Origin of the sequence: Corallococcus sp. CA041A, assembly GCF_003612075.1 — a bacterium.
Taxonomy (GTDB): domain Bacteria; phylum Myxococcota; class Myxococcia; order Myxococcales; family Myxococcaceae; genus Corallococcus; species Corallococcus exiguus.
This window is the reverse complement of record NZ_RAWF01000215.1, coordinates 1-17,355: the sequence shown is the minus strand read 5'-3', so window position 1 is coordinate 17,355 and position 17,355 is coordinate 1. Positions and strand designations below refer to the sequence as shown.

Genomic DNA, 17,355 nt, shown 5'->3' with positions numbered 1-17,355 from the left:
GCCTGCTGCTGGTGGGGTTGCCCCGGCTCGCGTGGGTCCTGGCCGCGCTGCCGCACGCCCGCGCTCGGATGCTGAAGGCCTGTGCCTCCGGCATCGTGCTGCTTCAGGGTTGTGTGCCGTTGCTGCTCACCCAGGAGTTCCTCACGCGCTCGCCCCGCTGGGGCCTGGCCGTGCTCTGCGCGGACGCGGTGCTCCTGGCCCTGCAGCTGGGCTTCCTGCGGGCCGTGTGGTGGACGTGGCGCGACGAGGAGGCGGCTGGCGTGGAGGCGGCGCCTGCCGTGGCCGCTCCGGCCCCGGAAGCCGCGCGGCAGGAGGCGGGCTACGACTGCCCGGACTGTCCGGCGGCGACCCCGCTGTGGCGGAGCGAGGGGCGGCTGGGGGCCCACTGCGACTGCTGCGGCGGAGACCTGCTGACCGTCCGTGAGCAGGACCAGGTCTTCACCGAGCGCGGCCTGCGCACGGAGTCGCTGCGCCGGCTGCTGGAGGAGCCCGGGGGCCGGCCGGCGAGGTGCGCCTCCTGCGGGGGCGCGTGCGCGACGGTGGTGTTCCAGGGCGTCGCGGTGGTGCCGTGCGCTTCCTGCGGGACGCTGTGGATGCGCGAGGGCGTCCTCCACCAGTTGAGCCAGGGACAGCATGGCCTGCCCCGGGTCTCCCGGGCCGCGCCGCCGAGCCCCGCGGCCCCGCTGCCGTCCTCCTGGTCCGGGGCGGGAGCGCTGGCGCTGCTGGGGATCGCCGCGGGCTTGTTCGTGGCGCCGCGCTGGAACCTGGACGCCTGCCCCTCCGGGACCACCTTGTGGCGCGCGTCCTCGCCAGCGGGGCACGCGCTGTCCCGCTGCGTGACGGCGCTGGACACGCCGGAGGGGCCCTCGTGGCTGCGGACCGCGCGGGGACAGTTGCTCTTCCGGGAGGCGTTCGTGAAGGGGCTGCGCCACGGGCCCTGGTCCCGCTGGGACCGGGAGGGACGGCTGCTCGCGGACGGTGAATACGCGAAGGGGCTGCCAGTGGGCGAATGGCGCATCCACGACGAGGCCGCACCGGATGCGGTGGTGGCCCGCGCCCACTTCGCCAAGGGGCAGCTGGAGGGCGTGGTGGAGGACCTGGCTCCGGACGGGCGCGTGCTGGAGCTCAGGACGTACTCGGCCGGCAAGCTCCACGGCCCCTACACCCACTTCTTCGCGGGCGGCATCACGCACGTGGAGGGCCTCTACGCGCGCGGCCTGCGGGACGGGGAGTGGAGCACCTACGACGCCCGGGGCAACCGCCTGGAGCTGTCCTGGTGGCTGGCGGGACGGCCTTCGCGGGTGCACGGCGGCGCGCGGGCCCTGGCCCAGAAGGACGCGCGGCCGGAGGACGAGGAGGAGCGGGAGGCGCGCTGGGAGTCCGCGGCGGACATGGTGAGGGTGAAGCGGGCGCTGGCGGCCCAGGGGTCTTCCTCGCCCGTGGTGGAGGAGGCGCTGTACGGCGGACATCCGCTGGAGTGGTGGGGCCAGCGGCTGAGGCTCGCCTGGCCCCGGCGCGACACGGCGGACGGCGCCGCGCGCTACGCGCTCACCGTGCGGCGGGCGGGGCTCAACGGCCTGCGGGTGGAGGAGTCGGTGGCGGGCCCCAGCGTGAAGGTGGGGACGGCCGTGGCGGTCCCCGCGACGGGCACCGGTGCGCAGGCAAGCCAGGAGGCACCATGAAGGCGTGGGTCTGGGGAGGGCTGCTGCTCTGGGCCTGGAGCGCGGCGTCGGCCGCGCCCTTCGAGGTTCAACGCTCGCGGGAGTCGCCGGAGCACGCGCGCCTGGTGCTCGCGCCACGGGCCGGGGCGGAGCGCGCCACGCTGCACGTGGTCTTCACCGTGGGGCGCTTCGACGAGGGAGGCCAGGCGGGGCTCACGCGGGTGTCCCAGCACGTCATGCTGGAGGCCAACCGGCGCGGGCGCTACGAGGACCTGGTGCGCGAGCTGTTCGGCGCGAACGCGACCCTGACGCTGTCGACAGGGCTGCGCCAGAGCAGCTTCACGCTGAGCGCCCCCCGGCAGGACTTCGATGCGCTCGCGGAGCGCTTGCTGACGCAGGTGCTCTCGCCCCAGGTGGATGACGCGCGGCTGGAGGCAGCGCTGGAGCGCGCCGGGCAGGACCCGTCGCTCACCTTCGCGGACGACTTCCTGGAGTCGGTGCTGGCCCTGGTGCTCTCCACGGAGCCGCGCTTCAGGGCCCCCGCGCCGCCGAACGCGCAGTCGGTGCAGTCCTTCTCCGACCGCGACATCTCCGCCTACCTCTCCGGGCCGTTGAGCCCTCGCAACGCGGTGGTCATCGCCGCCGGGGACTTCGACGTGGAGGCGCTGAAGCGCACCGTGGCCCGTTACAAGGGCGGGACGCCGTCGGCGGTGACGCGGCTGTCTCCCCAGCTTCCGGTGACGCTCAAGCTTCCGGCGGTGAGCGACATCAACGTGCTGGCCTATCCCATTGAATTGAAGGACGCGCGGCAGGCCGCGGCGGCGCGGGTGGTGGGCGTGCTCCTGGGACAGCGGCTGGAGCAGCGCTTCCGCCGCCTGGGCGTGGGCTACGCGCAGGACGCATCCGTGGTGCTGACGCCGTGGATGGATCAGCTGGTGCTGACGCTGCCCGCGCGGGACCCGTCCGCGCTGGACCTGGGGCCCTTCATGCTGGAGGAGGTGGGGGCGGTGCGCGAGGGGCGCGTGAGCGCGGAGGAGTTCGCGCAGGCCCGGGCCCAGGTGCTCGCGCGGCTGCGGACGGACGACCGGAGTCCCACGGAGGTGGGGCTCGCGCTCGCGGCGAGCGTGCACGCGCCGGCCTGGTACGCGCCGGAGCTGGAGGCCGCGCTGACGTCGCTCACGCCGGAGTCCCTCACCCAGTCCGTGCAGGGCTGGTTGGGAGAGGACCGCCGCGTCCATCTGCTGTTCACCCCCAGCGTCGTTCCGCTCCGCTCCACGGCGGGCGCACGGATGCGGCGGAGATAACCCATGCATCGCCCTTTCTCCTGGAGGCCCGCGCTGCTCGGGTGGGTGCTGCTCGCCGCGTCCCCGGTGGGCGCGGCTTCACGCAAGCAGACCGCGTCCCCGCCCGCCGCCGCCGCGCCGGCCATCACCTCCGAGACGCTGCTGGATGGGACGGAGCTGCTGCTGGTGCCCCAGCCCGCGTCGGACACCGCGTCGTTGCGCGTGGTGGTGCGCTCCGGCGCCTCGCATGATCCGCCGGGCAAGGAGGGCCTGGCGCACCTGGTGGAGCACCTGGTGTTCCACGGCAGCCATGACCTGGCGGGCCCGGAGCTGCGCGCGCGCGTGGAGGCGGCCGGCGGCGTGCTGAATGCCCACACCCTGTCGAACGCCACCGTGTACATGCTGGATGCTCCCGCGAGCGCGTTCGTCCCGTTGGCCCGGGACATGCTGCGCATGGTGACCAGTCCCATGCTCCCCGGCGGCAAGCGGCTGGAGCGCGAGCTGGGCATCATCCAGACGGAGAGCACGTACCACTTCAAGGACTCGCTGCTGAGCAGCCAGATTGAAGGGGCCCTCTTCTCCAGCGTGTCCGCCGCCTACGCGCTCATCGGTTCGCGGGACTCGCGCGGCCGCATCACGCGCGAGGACGTGCTGAGGTTCTACGCTTCGGAGTACCTCACCTCCAACGTCTCGCTTGTCTTCACGGGCGCCGTGGGCGGAGACGACGCGCGTCGCCTGGTGGACGAGGGCTACCGGCTGGCGCCGGCCCTGGCGGAGGAGCAGGTGGCGCCCGCGCTGGAGGAGGCCCTCTTCCCGGTGGAGCAGGAAACACGGGCGGACAACACCTTCGTGACGCTGGGCTATGCGCTCCCCAAGGAGGCGAGGGCGACGTGCCGAGCGGTGGCGGCGCTGCTCGAGCTGCGGCTGCTGCTCGCGGTGCACGTCAAGGAGCCCATCGTCTCCGGCGTGGACGTGCGGTGCCTCACGCTGCGCGGCAACGACCTGCTCCTGGCGTTCGCGTACACGCGCTCCCTGGACGGCTCCCTCCTGCCGTCGCGGATGCAGGAGACCTTCGAGTCGTTGGCGAAGCGTCCGCCCTCCGCCGTCGAGCAGAAGCTGCTGGCCCAGCGGGGACGGCGCGAGGTGGACGGGCTGTCGAGCGCGGGCCCGGCGTTGGCGGATGCCCTGGCGGCGGAGGCCTCGGAGCCGCGCCGGGAGGGCGGCACGGACCTGGGATTCCTCCAGCCGCCGCCTCCGCTCACGCCCGCGGGAATCAAGGACTTCGTTCGCCGGTACTTCGTGGAGGAGCGCTCCGTGCGCATCGTGAGCACGCCGCTCTGAGCCTGGCTTTCAGCGCCGGTACAGCGTGCCGCCCTTCATCACCAGCCGCACCTGTCGCACGGCGCTGATGTCCTGCGTGGGGTCTCCCTCCACGGCGACCAGGTCCGCGAAGAGCCCGGCCTTCACCTGCCCGACGCGGTCCTCCCAATGCAGCATGCGCGCGTTGCCGGAGGTGGCCGCCAGGAGCGCCTGCGCGGGCGTCACGCCGCTGGCCACCAGCAGCTCCAGTTCGCGCGCGTTCTCCCCGTGCGTGAAGACGCCCGAGTCCCCACCCACGCACAGGGGCACGCCCGCCGCCAGCGCGGCCTTGAGGCCCTCGCGCTTCTTCTTCGAGGACTCGGGCTCCGGGTCCACGCCGCGCTTCCAGCCGCGGTACTGGAGCATGGCGTCGCCCGCCGCCAGCGTGGGGCACAGGAACACGCCCCGTTGGGCCATCAGCTTCCAGACCTCCGGCGTGCCGGCGTCGCCGTGCTCGATGCTCTCCGCGCCGGCGAGCACCGCGCGCTTCATGCCCTCCGGCGTGCTGGCGTGCACGGCCACCGGGCGCCCGCCGCTCCTCGCCGTCTCCACGATGAGGCGCATCTCCTCCTGGGAGAAGGTGGGGAGCGCCTCGCCGCGAGGGCCCCAGCGGTAGTCGCCGTAGACCTTGATCCAATCCGCGCCGAGCCCCATCTGCCCGCGCACCGCGCGCGTGAGGCCGTCCACGCCGTCCGCCTCCTCCGCGCCCTGGGGCACGGTCCATTCGGACGCGAAGCCCTTGGGGCCGTAGCTGCCGGTGGCCACCAGCGCGCGCGTGGTGACGACCATGCGCGGGCCCGGGATGATGCCCTGGTCGATGGCCTGCTTGAGGCCCACGTCCGCGTCCGCCGCGCCCTCCGTGCCCAGGTCGCGCGTGGTGGTGAAGCCCGCCATCAGCGTCGCCTTCGCGTGGTTGGTGGCCCGCGCCACGCGCAGCGCCAGGGACTCCTTGAGCACCTGGTCGTTCCAGGTCGCCTCGTTGTACGGATGCAGGAACAGGTGCGAGTGGCCCTCGATGAGGCCGGGCAGCAGCGTCGCGCCGGGCAGGTCGATGACCTCCGCCCCCTCCGGCGCCTTCACGCCCTGGGACGCTCCCACCGCGACGATGCGCTCGCCGGTGACGACCACCACCCAGCCCGTATGGGGCTTCGCGGCGGTGCCGTCGAAGACGCGCGCGGGGCGCAGCACGTAGGAACGGGCAGGGACCTGGGCCCGCGCGGACGCGGAGACGAGGACCCCGGACAGGACGGTGGCTAGGAGCAGGGCGCGCATGTGGGGGCGCAGTCTGCGCGCGTCGCACCGTCCGGGGCCATGGGTTGGTGGGGTAGGCCCCTCGGAGGGCTCATCTTCGTGTATGAGTCCCGGTGGGTTGGGTGCGTGCTTGGGGGGGCCGGCTTCCGGACGCTGCACCCTTCTTCAGGGGGATCTTCCATGAATCGACTGTTCGCGCTTGCCGTGCTGCTGTGCGTCGCCTGTGGCGACAAGACCGACCCGAAGTCTCCGGATGCGGGGACGGCGGGCCCGTCCGCCCTCATCGTCCACTCGGACTGGTGGGCCTTCGCCCGGCTCCTCCCCCAAATGGAGGACGTCACCGTCCTGCTGGGGGATGGCAGCCTCTTTCGTCAGCCCCTGGGCCGTGACGGCATCGCGCGGTTCGAGGGCGCGGCCACCACCCGCCCGCAGGACATCACCTTCGTCGTGAAGCTCGGAGACGAAGTGATGGTCAGCACGGCGCTGGGCGTGGAGGGCTCGGAGGTGTGGGTCCGCTCCATCCTGGGCTCACCCGAGGACCTCCCGTCATCCACCCGGCAGGCCACCCTCACCGGACGCGTGACGAACAACGGGTTCTCCTGGACGAATGTGTACGTGGTGGGAAAGGGCTTCACGGGCCACACGCTGGCCGAGTCGGATGGGAGCTTTCGCCTCGACGTGATGGGTGAAAACCCCGGCAAGGTGGCGCTGGTCGTCACCGACCGGTTCAACGCCCAGAAGGTGGGGCTGTTGCGGGACATCGCCGTGGGGGAGGGGCGGACGGTCGGGGACCTGGTCCTCCCCATGGACCACCCGGTGGACCAGCTGCTGTCTGTCGAGGTGCCGGAGGTCCAGCCCTATGCGCCGGTGGGAAACGTCTCCGCCTCCTTCCTGCTCGGGTCGGATGTCCTCTTCACGAGGACCACCTCCGGTGCCGAGCCCATCGAGCTCCCGGTCCTGGCCCGGACGCCGCCGTTCGACGCCGTGGAGGTCCGGCTGTCCGTGGCGGCGGGCAGCCCCGGCCAGCCCGGGACTGTGGTGGCGAATGCCTCGCCGGCTCCCCGGGGCGTCACGCGGTTGGCCCTGCCCGCGCCCATAACGCTCACCTCACCCACGCCGGGCACGGCGGAGGCGCCGGGTTCGGCGCAGCGCTCGGGCCTGACGGTGCGCTGGAGCGCTGACCCTGCCGCTCACAGCGTGATGGTGCGCCTGTTGCCCGTTGACTACGAGCAGCGGTTCTCCTGGGTCATCACCGCTCCCGCGACCCGGGACGGCTTCACCCTCTTCACCCTGCCAGAGGGCGTCGCACCCAGGACGCAACTGGGCGTGGGCCGCCACACCCTGGTGTGGGGCTCGAGCTTCCTGGGGACGGGCCGCGGCTACCAAAGCCTCTTCAAGGAGGCCCCTGCCGTGAACGGGCTGGACGCGTGGGAAACGCTCTCGCACAGCGAGCTCATCCTCCAGGACTGAAGCGCGCCCCTTCCGCGTGCTGGCGCCTTGCCGCTACGGCGCCAGCGCGCGGAACACCTTGGTGTCGCCGTCGTAGTTGCCGGGGTTCCAGTACACCTTGTCCGCGCCGTCCCGGCCGTCGATGTCCGCGAAGAAGAAGCCGGTGTTCTCCGAGTTGCTGAAGCCCGTGTTGTCCATCACCGGGCTGCCCGCGAAGTTGGTGCCGGTGCTCGGATAGATTTGCATCCGGCCCTCGCGGAAGCCCGGCCGCCAGAAGACCTTGTCCGCCTTGCCGTCGCCGTCCACGTCCGCGAAGTAGAAGCGGGACGTGTCCACGCCGCTGGTGCCTGACTCGTGCAGGAAGAACAGCGCGAACGCCCCCGCGCCGGTGGAGCGGTACACGCGCGTGCGGCCGCCTTCCTGGTCCGGATTCCAGAGGATGCGGTCCGCCTTGCCGTCGCCGTCCACGTCCGCGAAGGACACGCGGGTGCCAGCGCTCGTGTTCGCTCCCGTCGTGCTCGTCACCGCGGCGCCGAAGGACACCGTGCCGTTGCACTTCGACACGAAGGTGTCGAACGCGCCGGACCTCTGCGTGGGGTTCCAGCGCACCAGGTCCGCGCACCCGTCGCCGGTGATGTCCGCGAAGAAGAAGCGCGTGGCGTCGCTGGTGCTGGCCGCCTGGGTGACGGCCACGCGGTCGCCGAAGGTGCCGTCGCACTTCGCGGGGTAGATGCGCACCTCGCCGTCCCCCAGGTTGGGCCGCCAGAGGACCTTGTCCGCGCAGCCGTCGCCGGTGACGTCCGCGAAGAAGAAGCGCGTGGTGGCGACACCGCTCGTCGCGCCCGTGTTCTTCACCGCCGTGGCGAAGCCGCCGTCGCACTTCGACTTCGCCACCCACGTCTCGCCTTCGCCCACCGCGTAGTTCCAGCTGATGCGGTCCGCGCAGCCATCTCCGGTGACGTCCGCGAAGAACAGCTGCGTGCTGGTGGATGCGCCGTTGGGCGTGGGCGAAAGGGTGGAGCCCGCGGTGAAGATGGACGGGCGAAGGGTGGCGAGCACCGGGTAGTGGTCCGACGGCGTGAGGCCGCCGCTCTCCGTCCGGTCGATGGCGGGCGCGGACGAGGTGAGCGCGCCCCCGTTGTGGAAGATGTAGTCCAGCCGCTGGTACTTCGTGGACGTGGAGCCGCTCCACGCGTTGTTGAACGTGGCGTCATCCTCGCCCGTCACGCCGTCGAAGCGCGCGGTGCGGAACAGCCGGGCCCCGCCCTCCAGGTCCGCGATGGTGGTCTCCCCCGGCGTGGACTGGCCCTGCGCGTCGGAGTTGAAGTCCCCCATGGCGATGACCGGCAGGCCCCCGGGCTTCGTGGCCAGGAACGACGCCATCTGCTCGGCCTCCTTGAGCCGCCCCAGTGAGCACGCCGCCGCGTAGGCGAAGTGCGTGTTGGCCACGAAGTACACCTGGCCGGACGTCAGGTCGCGCAGGCCCACCCAGGCAATCCTCTTCCCCTCCGCGTGGCTGAAGCACGTGGCGCTGGAGGCGTAGGGATTCACGAGCGCCTCGTTGCCCTGGCCGACCTCGGGGGCCATCTCGAAGCGGTTCTTCTTGAAGAAGATGAGCTTCGGGCTGCCGCCGCCCGGGTTGTAGACGCCGTAGGGCTTGTCCGTGCCCGTGAGCCCCGCGATGAGGTCCGCGGGGATGCTGGGGCCGCCCGAGGGCGCCTGGGCCTCCTGCACGCCGACGATGTCCGCGTTGTTCGCGAGGATGCGCTGGAGGACCGCCGCCTTGCGGTTGGGCCACGCGCGCACGCCCGTGTCCAGGGGACCGCGCACGTTGTACGTCATCACCCGGAACGCCTTGTGCTCCGTCGTCGCCAACGCCCGTGACTGTCCGGGCAGCGCGTCAGGGGAGGTCTGCGCGCCTCCGTCCGGCCCACAGGCCAGCAACGGAGTGAACACCGAGAGCAGCGCGGCGGCGCGCGCGAGATGGGGACGGAAGCATCGCATTGCTGCGATTATACATGGAAAACGAGAAATAACATAAATTCCGTCCAGGCATGCTGGCGCGCCGTGGATGTCTCACGGCGCGCGAAGGCCGCGCCCGGCGTGGGGCGCCGGACGCGGCCTGGGCATGACTGCGATTGCGGGCTACTGGCGCACGACGCGCTTGAGCTTGAAGGGCGAGGGCGACTCGCTCATCGTGTAATAGGCCGTGCCGGTCGGGTCGTACTCGATGGCCTCGCCTTGTCCTTCCACGGTGTCCGTCAGGGAGACGGGCGTGGCGGCGAACGCGGTCTCGAAGGCCGCGCCGGTGGCGGCGCGGAACTCATACACCTTGCGGTAGGTGCGCAGCAGGAAGCGGTTGGCGCACGGGTGGATGGCGCCGGACGTGGCGGCGCCGTAGTTGGTGTCCGTGGTGGTGGGCAGCGGGAGGTTGGCCACGAACACGAGCGTGCTCATCGTTCCCGGCGTGGGGAGCGGCTGGGGGAACTTGTAGACCTTGCTCGCGCCCGAGTAGGACTTGGTGACGATGTAGATGTCGCCCGTGGTGGGGTGGACCATGATGGTCTCCGCGTCCTTGGGCGTGTCCGGGTACTGGAAGGGGAAGGCCTCGGCGGTGAGGTTTCCACTTGTCTGGCCCGCGCCGATGTCGGGCTCCGGGATGCGGTAGACGGCGAAGGTGGACGGCGGCGTGGGGAAGTTGGCGCTCGAGCGGCCGATGTCGCCCATGTAGATGCACTGGCCAGCGGGGCACGGGCCGGTGGCGACGTCCTCCCAGTCCGCGGGCGTCACGTTGGACACGGTGAAGGTGCCCTTCGTGCTCGCGTCCGCGGTGCTGATGGCGACGATGGCGGTGGTGTCCTCGTTGTGCGCGTAGAGGACGCCCGGCGTGAGGCGGCTGGCGGCGATGCCCGACGGCTCCACCAGCGCGGTGGCCGTCACGGTGCCCTGGGTGGTGTACGCGGTGGAGAAGGTGTCCCCCACGGAGCAGGAGGTGGAGGCGTTGGCCGCGCGCAGCGCCACCACCTGCGCGGTGTTCGTCTCCGCGTAGGGGGAGGAGCCGTTGAACGAGCCCTGCGCGCCCGCGGCACCCAGGTCCTTGTAGGCCACGTTGTAGATGACGCCCGTGGACGAGGACACGAGGCAGGTGTCCTCGGGCTCGGTGAAGCCCGCGGGCGGGACGATGGGGCTCTCCGGGCACGCGGCGCCGGTCCACAGCTGCGAGCCGAACCACACCGCGACGCCGTTGGCCGTGCTGGTGGAGAGGGCGGGCGTGTCGAAGCTGGCGGTGAGGCCGTTCTTCTGGCCCGTCTGCGCGTCGATGGGGTTGGCCGTGTCCACGCCGGAGAACGCGGAGATGCTGCCGGCCATGTAGCTGGCGATGTCGATGTTGAACGCGTACGTGGACGGCTCGGACGCGGTGGCGACCTTGTAGAAGATCCACGCCTTGAGCTGCGACGCGCTCTGGTCCGAGCGAACCAGTGTCCAGCCCGCGGGAGGCGTCGCCACCGCGGCCACGTTGTTGCGGTTGATGATGCGCGCCAGCAGCACGTCACCCACCGCCGTGCCCGTGGGCTTCGCGATGCTCAGCGACGTGCGCGTGCTGCCGCCCGCCGTGGCGCTGCTCCGGTACGCGATGTTGGACACCGCCTGCCGGGCGGTCGCGACCTCCTGCTCGGGGAGGGAGGAGGCGTCCTCCGTCAGCGGCCCGCAACTCGCGAGCGTGAGCAGCGATACCGAGCACAGCATGCGTGAAACATTCCGGTTGAAGAACGTCAAGGTCACTCCTGCCTGGGGGATGAGGCGAGTCGAGGCAGGAGGTTTTCGACAGGTCCCGGAAAGTGTTGCGGATTCCGTGCGCGGGCGGCCTCCGGTTTGACTGTGATTGCAATCTTCCGCGAGAGGCCTTTCCTCGCGTGCTCGGGTGTGGAAGAGGGGAGGGCATGAAGCGTCACGCCCCGGCCACCGAACGCAACCGCGAACCGCTCCTCGCCATCCTCCGGGAGGTGCTGCCCACGGAGGGCACGTTGCTGGAGGTGGCGAGCGGCACCGGCCAGCACGCGGCCTTCTTCGCGAAGGCGTTCCCGGGGCTGAACTGGCAGCCGACGGACGGCGACCCGTCGTCGCTGGAGAGCATCGACGCGTGGCGCGTGGAGGAAGGGCTGGCCAACGTCCTGCCCGCGCGTTTGCTGGACGCGAGCTCGGACGCATGGCCGGTGGAGCACGCGGACGCCGTGCTCTGCGTGAACATGATCCACATCTCGCCGTGGGCGGCCTGCCAGGGATTGATGCGGGGCGCGGCGCGGGTATTGCGTCCGGGCGGACGGCTGGTGCTGTACGGCCCCTACTTCGTGGAGGGGAAGGAGACCGCGCCGAGCAACCTCGCCTTCGACGAATCGCTCCGCGCGCGCGACCCGTCCTGGGGCGTGCGCGAGCTGGGCGCGGTGACCGCGGAGGCGGCGCGCCACGGGCTCCAGCGCGAGCGCGTGGTGGAGATGCCGAGCAACAACCTCACGGTGGTGTTCCGCCGGTAGGACTTCCGCCGGGACGGCGCTCGTCACGCCGTCCCGGCGCGTGGGCATGGGCTACATGCCGGGGCAGTTGCCGCCCTTCAGCTGGCGGGCGGTCTCGTGGACCTCGTCGATGAGCTGGCGCTGCTGCATGTGGTCCTGCGCGGAGTAGGTGATGGTGATGCCCTCCGGCGTGTCCGTTGCCACGGCCTTGGAGGGGACGCTGGGCGCCCCGGCCATGCCCTGGGCGCCACCTCCGCCGGTGCCGCTATCGTCGCGGCCATCCTGCATCTCCGTGGCGCTGTCGCCCAGGTCCTCCTCCTGCGCCAGGTCCAGGGGTGTCTCCGCGCTGGCGGTGCGCTTGGACTGCTCGTTCAGCATCCGTCGGGCGCGCGCTTGGAGGTCGGACACCTGCGACGGGTCGGACGTGGTGAACATGAGCGCCACGCCGTCGGACGTGTCCTGCGTCTGGACCTGCGCGCCCGGAACGGACATGGGGCAGCGCTGGTCTCCCGTGGACGACATCGCGGTGGCGGACATCGGCTCCTTGGACTCCTCCTTGTGCATCCCCTTCTTGGAACAACCCGCGGAGAAACAAAGCGCCGTGGTCGCGGCGAGCATCAGCGGCAGTCGGGACATGGGCATGGTGTGCCTCCTCTGTCGTGGGTTCGTCGTGCGGCAAGGTGGAGAGGCATCCCAGCCCTTGCAACACTTCCTCCACGCTGCCTTGCCTGAAGGCCCCACCCCGTGGATGGACAGCGCTATCGGGGAGCGGACACGCGGGGCCGGCTCACCACACGGCTTCGAGCTGGAGCATCACCCCGTGCTTCTCGTAGTTGCCGTTCGTGGCGTCATACGCGTGGCAGAGGTGCTCCGCGCCTTCGCACGCGGCGGGGTCGTCGTCCGTCAGTCGCGTGTCGATGTTGGAGCGGTTCACCAGCAACTCGTAGCGAGCGGTGAGCCGCAGGTGGCTCGACAGCCGGGCGCTCACGGAGGGGATGAGCACGAAGCGCGTGTCGTGGCGGCGGCGGACGTCCCACGTCTCGGTGTCTCCTCCGGCCGTCACGACGCGCAGGGCGTTGTCCTCCAGGTAGCGGCGCCACTCCACGTCCGCGTCCAGGCTGGCGGTGAGCCATGGCAGGGGTTGCCACCGGCTGGCCACGCCCACGGCGTGACCCGTGAAGCCGAACGGAATGACATACGTCTGCGACACGAGGGATGCATCCTCGCTGGTGAAGGATTGCTCCAGCGTGCCGATGCGGTCCTGCCGGTAGCGGTACCACGCGGTGATGCTCGCGGGCCCCAGGCGCCATTCCTGGGACAGCGTCGCGTCCAGACGTGGACCGGTGAGGTAGGCGAACTCCTCTCCAATTCCGTCCTTGCCGGCGGCGCCCAGGTCCAGCCGCGTGCTGGTGTGTTCGGTTTCGTCCCAGGCCAGCCACGCGGTGGCATTCACGGAGGCCTGGAGTCCCCGGAAGTCCGCCAGGCCGGTGAAGAAGATGTCTCCGCCCGCGAGGAACCCCACGCGCACCCGGTGCGCGGCCTCCCACTCCGCGGCCGCCGTCGCGCGGTGGAGCTGGAGCGAGTAGTCCCGGACGGAGGATTCAGAGTAGGCGCGCTGGCTGCCGCCGTAGGACAGGGCCGCGAAGAGCCGGTCGGACAGGCGGAAGCGCGCGGTGATGCCCACGCTGGCCTCCGCGAAGGGGCTCGCGGTCACCACGTCCGCGTTCGCGCCGGACACGTCGCGGGCCGCGACGCCTACCTGGAGCACGTTGCTGTCGAAGCCCGGCCCCACGGTCGCGGAGGCCCAGAGGGCCGGGCCGCTGGAGCGCAGTCCGTGGGAGAGCAGGTCCAGGTACTGATACGCCGTCGCGCGGTCCAGCGGGGTCAACGTCAGCGCGAGCGCCACGGTGAGGTCCTCGCGGGCCTCCGCGCGTGAGCCCATGCGCCAGGCCGACGCACCCGCCATGAGCCGGGCCCTGCCGGAGTCGGGCTGCCGCTCCGCCGCGCGCAGGAAGTGCGCACGGGCCTCGTCGAACCGGCCGGCGTCGAAGGACGCGAGTCCCTGACGGTAGGCCTCATCCCCTTCGTTCACGGCGGGCGAGACCAGGGCGCGCAGCTCCTCTACCTGCAGCGCCTCCGCCGTGGATGCACCCGGCGAGGCTCGCTCCGCCCATTGCGCGGCACGGTCCGGAGCGCCCGCGTCGAACGCGGCGAAGCCAGCGTTGATCCACGCCACGCGGGCGAGTGGGGCACCTTCACGGACGCGCGCGAAAGCCTCCTCCGCCTCCGCGAAGCGCCCCAGGGCGTAGAGGCATGCGCCCCGGTTGAAGTTCCAGGCGTCGGGCTCCGGAGCATCCGAAGCGTGCCCCGCGGCCTCCAGGGCCTCCAGCGCTTCCGCGGGACGGCCCAAGCGGAAGCGGGCCAGTCCCACGAGGTACAGCGAGGCGCCAGAAGGTGGGGCCTGGAGCGCCTGCTGTTCCGCCTCCGCGTACCGGCCCGCCGCAAAGGACTCGCGCGCGTCCTCCAACGGCTCCCCGGCCGCGAGCGCCACCAGGAGCAGCAGGCCCGTCCACACGCACCGCGACGTAGCGCATTCCCCGCACGGGTGCGAGGGCAGCGCACCGCGCCATCCGGCACGGGGAGAGAGCCCGGTGCACACCGACCCAGTCCGTGCTCACGGCGTCGCCAGGTCCTCTGACATGACTCCCGTCCAGATGGAGGCGAGTCGAGAACCCTGAGGGAACACGCCCCCTTGGCGGCGACCCGGACAAACCTGTCCGACAGTCGGACAGGTTTTGGACAACCGCGGCAGGGGGCCGCCGCTTCATCCGGGCTGCGGAAACCTGTCGGACAGTCGGACAGGTTTTGGAGATTCGAGGCGGGAACCCTCCTGCGCTGACGACCCCGCCTTCAGCGCCGCGGCGGCTGTTGGGGCTGCGCGGGAGGCTGCTGATTGGGCGGCGGTGGTGCTCCGTCGGTCCTCGGGGACGGCGAGCGCATGCGGCCCTCGTCCCCTGGCGGGCGCGATCCGTTGGGCCGGCCGTCCTGTCCCGGTCCACCCGAAGGGCCACGCGCGTCCGGACCCGGAGGGGGACGGGCCGTGTCGCCCCGGGGCGGTGGGGGAGGGCGCTCCGCGTTCCTGCGCCCCAGGATGGTGTCCACCTGTTCTCCCGGCGCGATGACGTCCACCGTGTGCGAACTGCGCACGTGCGCCTGCTGCGCTCCGGACGGTGGGGGCGGTACGGGGGCCTCGGGCGGCCTCGCGGCCTCCGTTGGCGGTGGGGCCGGTGTCTGCTGGGCGTGCGCGGCCCCGCCTCCCAGCCACAGGAGGACGGCGAGCGCCGGTGTCGAGAACCCCGTCTTCATCCGCCCGTGACCTCCAGCACCACGTCGTGCTCGATGCGCTGGTCGCCCGCACGCGCCAGCGCCGTCACCAGATAACGCCCCGGCCGCTGGCCTCGCACCGCGATGGGAATCACGTTGCTGCCCGCGCTCAGGGGCTGCGTCCACTGGTAGGAGCGCAGCGGCAATTCCTCTCCGTCCGCCCAGAAGGACAGCCCCTCCGGCAGGCTCACCTGGAAGTCCGCCTGCTCCACGGCCACGTCCGCCGTGAAGTCCAACTTGATGACCGCCACCTTGCTCACCGGCACCTGCGTGCCGGGCCGCTCGAGCTCCGCCATTCCCGGGGCTTCCGTCTCCGGGACTCCAGGCGTGCCTCGCACCGCGCCCAGCACCAGGAAGGTGGCCACGCCCATGGCGATGCCCACCGCCGGCCACAACACCGGCGCTCGGCGGCGCCAGAAGTCCCGCACCGCATCCCACCCCGACGCCGGTGTGGGAGGTCCGGCCTCCACGAGCCGCCGGTGGAGCAGGGCCTGGAAGTCGGGTCCGGGCGCGTCGTCCCGCAGCGCCGCCAGACGCTCGCGCAGCGCGCGGTCCTCGCTGTCCTCGGGCTCACTCATTTCCTGCTCCTCGCAACATGCGACGAAATGTCCTGCCCGGATGTTCCCACCGGTGCGTCATCTTCCGGGCCGCCGGGGCCCTGGCCCCCCGCCAGCAGGGCCTTCAGGTGCGCCCGGCCCCGCGACAGGCGCGACTTCACCGTGCCCACGGGCACCCCTTCGATGTCCGCCACCTCTTCATAGCTGTGGCCCTCCACGTCGAAGAGCACCACCGCCGTGCGGAACTCCGGCGGCAACCCCCGGAGCGCCCGCCACAGCCGTTCCCGCTCCTGGGCGCGCATCATTCCTTCATCCGCGGACTCGGCGTCCGACGCCGCCTTCGTGTGCTCCTGCTCCAGCGGTTCTTCTTGGGAGCGCTCGCGGCCGGCGCGGCTGCGGGTGGCGTCATAGAAGGCGTTGCGCACCACCGAATAGAGCCACGTCTGGAACGCGGACTGGAAGCGGAACGAGCGCAGGTTCTTGTAGACCTTCACCAGTGCTTCCTGCGCCAGGTCATCCACGTCCGAGTCCGACGCGGCGAAGGCCCGCGCGAAGCGGCGCACGCGCGGCAGGTGCGAGGACACGAGCATCTCAAAGGCACGCACGCTGCCGTCCTGGGCTTCGAGGATGAGTGCGCGCAGCTCGTCGTTCACGGTCGGCGGCACTCTATCCGGCCTCGCTGCACGCTCAAAAAGCCGCGGGAAAATCCCCGCCGGGAACACGGCGGAAATTCATTTCGTCTCATGGGGGCGGACGGACAGCGGCCGGGCACCGGATGACAAGGGAGCACGCACTCATGAGGCACTGGAACAGGGGCAGTCAGTGGCTGGGAGCAGTGGCGCTGGTGGTGGGCACCATGACGGTCGGTTGCGGCGGCGGGTCGCAGAGCTCGACCACGGATGCCACGTCGGATGTGTCCCAGGCGGTGGAGGCCACGTCGGACTCGAGCGACGCGGTGGAGGTGTCCAGCCTCTTGCACGGCCTGGACAAGCTGCGCCCCCAGGCCATTGAAGGCTTTCACTGTGACGCGAGCCCCGACATCACCACCGTGGAGGTGTGTGGCAAGACGCTGCCCGCCACCGTGCACCTGGAGTGGACGGACTGCGCGCCCCCCACACGCCCCGAGGGTCCCGGCCGTGGCGGCGGCCAGCCCCCCGGCGGTGGCGGTGGTGGCGGCCAGCCTCCGGGCGGCGGTGAGCAACCTCCTCCCCCGCAGGGCGGCGAGGGCTCGCAGGTGCGCGGCCAGTCCTTCGACGGTGGAAACGGCGGCGGCAAGCCGGGCGGCAAGGGCCCCGGCGGCCCCACCAGCGGCACTGTGGACATCGTGAACGCGTACGAAGCCTCCGAGGACTGCACGGGCGCGGTGACGCAAAGCCAGACCGTCACCTTCGAGGTCTCCGGCACCAACTCCGACGGCGAGGTCTCCACCGTGAAGGGCACCACTGCCTCCACGGCGGACCTGGTGGACGGCGCTCCGCCCCAGCGCAAGAGCACGCAGGCGGACGTGACGCGCACGCGCACGGATGCCACGGGCACGGTGGTGCAGTCGGTGCGGCTGGAGGGCTCGCTGTCCGTCGCGTTCTCCACGGACACGCCGCCGGTGCGCACCATCGACGGCGCGTACACGGAGACCTCGCTCGACGGTTCGCAGGGCACCGTGACGCTGGCGGGCATCGTCCGGCCGTCGCGCGAGGTGTGCCCCTGGCCCACGAGCGGCACGCTCACGCGCACCACCGCGGACGGCGCCAGCCACGTGCTCTCCTTCGGTCCGGAGTGCGGCGACGGCACGCTCGACGGCGCGGAGCTGAGCCTGCCCGACCGCTGCGAGCGCGGCGGCGGCCGCCACTAGCCTCACGAGGCGTCGCGGTCCGGGGGCGCACTCCCAACCCCCTCCCCCGAC

14 protein-coding genes are annotated in these 17,355 nt (G+C 71.7%); 6 read left to right on the top strand and 8 right to left on the bottom strand.

The window, feature by feature from the left end; all coding sequences use genetic code 11:
* From D7V77_RS43905 to D7V77_RS30725, 3 genes are all read left to right on the top strand, one after another.
* Positions 1–1,682, top strand: a 1,682-nt coding sequence (locus D7V77_RS43905; protein WP_368666211.1) for a toxin-antitoxin system YwqK family antitoxin, incomplete at its 5' end; no start/stop codon positions are given.
* On the top strand, positions 1,679–2,965 hold the full coding sequence (locus D7V77_RS30730) for a pitrilysin family protein (RefSeq protein WP_120579850.1): 1,287 nt from the start codon (positions 1,679–1,681) through the stop codon (positions 2,963–2,965). The genes D7V77_RS43905 and D7V77_RS30730, both read left to right, overlap by 4 nt.
* A gap of 3 nt (positions 2,966–2,968) precedes the next feature.
* Positions 2,969–4,285 carry a pitrilysin family protein gene (locus D7V77_RS30725; protein ID WP_120579849.1) on the top strand — a complete coding sequence of 439 codons (1,317 nt, stop codon included), beginning with the start codon at positions 2,969–2,971 and terminating at the stop codon, positions 4,283–4,285.
* Positions 4,286–4,294: 9 nt separating this feature from the next.
* Here the strand turns inward: D7V77_RS30725 and D7V77_RS30720 are convergent, their stop codons facing one another.
* A complete protein-coding gene (locus D7V77_RS30720) occupies positions 4,295–5,575 on the bottom strand; it encodes an amidohydrolase family protein (RefSeq protein WP_120579848.1) in 1,281 nt (426 codons plus the stop codon).
* Between the two features lie 159 nt (positions 5,576–5,734).
* Here D7V77_RS30720 and D7V77_RS30715 point away from each other — a divergent pair, with 159 nt between their 5' ends.
* Positions 5,735–7,024 carry a hypothetical protein gene (locus D7V77_RS30715; RefSeq protein ID WP_120579847.1) on the top strand — a complete coding sequence of 430 codons (1,290 nt, stop codon included), beginning with the start codon at positions 5,735–5,737 and terminating at the stop codon, positions 7,022–7,024.
* 33 nt (positions 7,025–7,057) lie between these two features.
* Here the strand turns inward: D7V77_RS30715 and D7V77_RS30710 are convergent, their stop codons facing one another.
* Positions 7,058–9,007 carry an FG-GAP-like repeat-containing protein gene (locus tag D7V77_RS30710; protein ID WP_120579846.1) on the bottom strand — a complete coding sequence of 650 codons (1,950 nt, stop codon included), beginning with the start codon at positions 9,005–9,007 and terminating at the stop codon, positions 7,058–7,060.
* Positions 9,008–9,148: 141 nt separating this feature from the next.
* Positions 9,149–10,786 (bottom strand): cell wall anchor protein, encoded by a 1,638-nt coding sequence (locus D7V77_RS30705; protein ID WP_304485883.1) that lies wholly within the window; start codon positions 10,784–10,786, stop codon positions 9,149–9,151.
* A gap of 158 nt (positions 10,787–10,944) precedes the next feature.
* Between D7V77_RS30705 and D7V77_RS30700 the strand changes: the two genes are divergently transcribed.
* Positions 10,945–11,535 carry a DUF938 domain-containing protein gene (locus tag D7V77_RS30700; RefSeq protein WP_120579844.1) on the top strand — a complete coding sequence of 197 codons (591 nt, stop codon included), beginning with the start codon at positions 10,945–10,947 and terminating at the stop codon, positions 11,533–11,535.
* A gap of 51 nt (positions 11,536–11,586) precedes the next feature.
* Here the strand turns inward: D7V77_RS30700 and D7V77_RS30695 are convergent, their stop codons facing one another.
* The 5 genes from D7V77_RS30695 to D7V77_RS30675 all read right to left on the bottom strand — a co-directional run bounded on the left by D7V77_RS30695 (position 11,587) and on the right by D7V77_RS30675 (position 16,108).
* Entirely contained in the window at positions 11,587–12,156 is a 570-nt protein-coding gene (locus tag D7V77_RS30695; RefSeq protein WP_120579843.1) for a hypothetical protein, read from the bottom strand.
* 145 nt (positions 12,157–12,301) lie between these two features.
* Positions 12,302–14,089, bottom strand: a complete 1,788-nt coding sequence (locus D7V77_RS43900) for a tetratricopeptide repeat protein (RefSeq protein WP_158624519.1) — start codon at positions 14,087–14,089, stop codon at positions 12,302–12,304.
* A gap of 335 nt (positions 14,090–14,424) precedes the next feature.
* The gene (locus D7V77_RS43360; RefSeq protein WP_147452213.1) at positions 14,425–14,880 is read right to left on the bottom strand and encodes a hypothetical protein; all 456 of its coding nucleotides are present in this window, start codon (positions 14,878–14,880) and stop codon (positions 14,425–14,427) included.
* A complete protein-coding gene (locus D7V77_RS30680; protein ID WP_120579842.1) occupies positions 14,877–15,476 on the bottom strand; it encodes a hypothetical protein in 600 nt (199 codons plus the stop codon). The genes D7V77_RS43360 and D7V77_RS30680 overlap by 4 nt, the downstream gene beginning before the upstream one ends.
* The gene (locus tag D7V77_RS30675; RefSeq protein WP_158624518.1) at positions 15,473–16,108 is read right to left on the bottom strand and encodes an RNA polymerase sigma factor; all 636 of its coding nucleotides are present in this window, start codon (positions 16,106–16,108) and stop codon (positions 15,473–15,475) included. Before D7V77_RS30675 ends, D7V77_RS30680 begins: the two co-directional genes overlap by 4 nt.
* Positions 16,109–16,251: 143 nt before the next feature.
* Between D7V77_RS30675 and D7V77_RS30670 the strand changes: the two genes are divergently transcribed.
* On the top strand, positions 16,252–17,304 hold the full coding sequence (locus tag D7V77_RS30670; RefSeq protein WP_147452212.1) for a hypothetical protein: 1,053 nt from the start codon (positions 16,252–16,254) through the stop codon (positions 17,302–17,304).
* Positions 17,305–17,355: the final 51 nt, after the last annotated feature.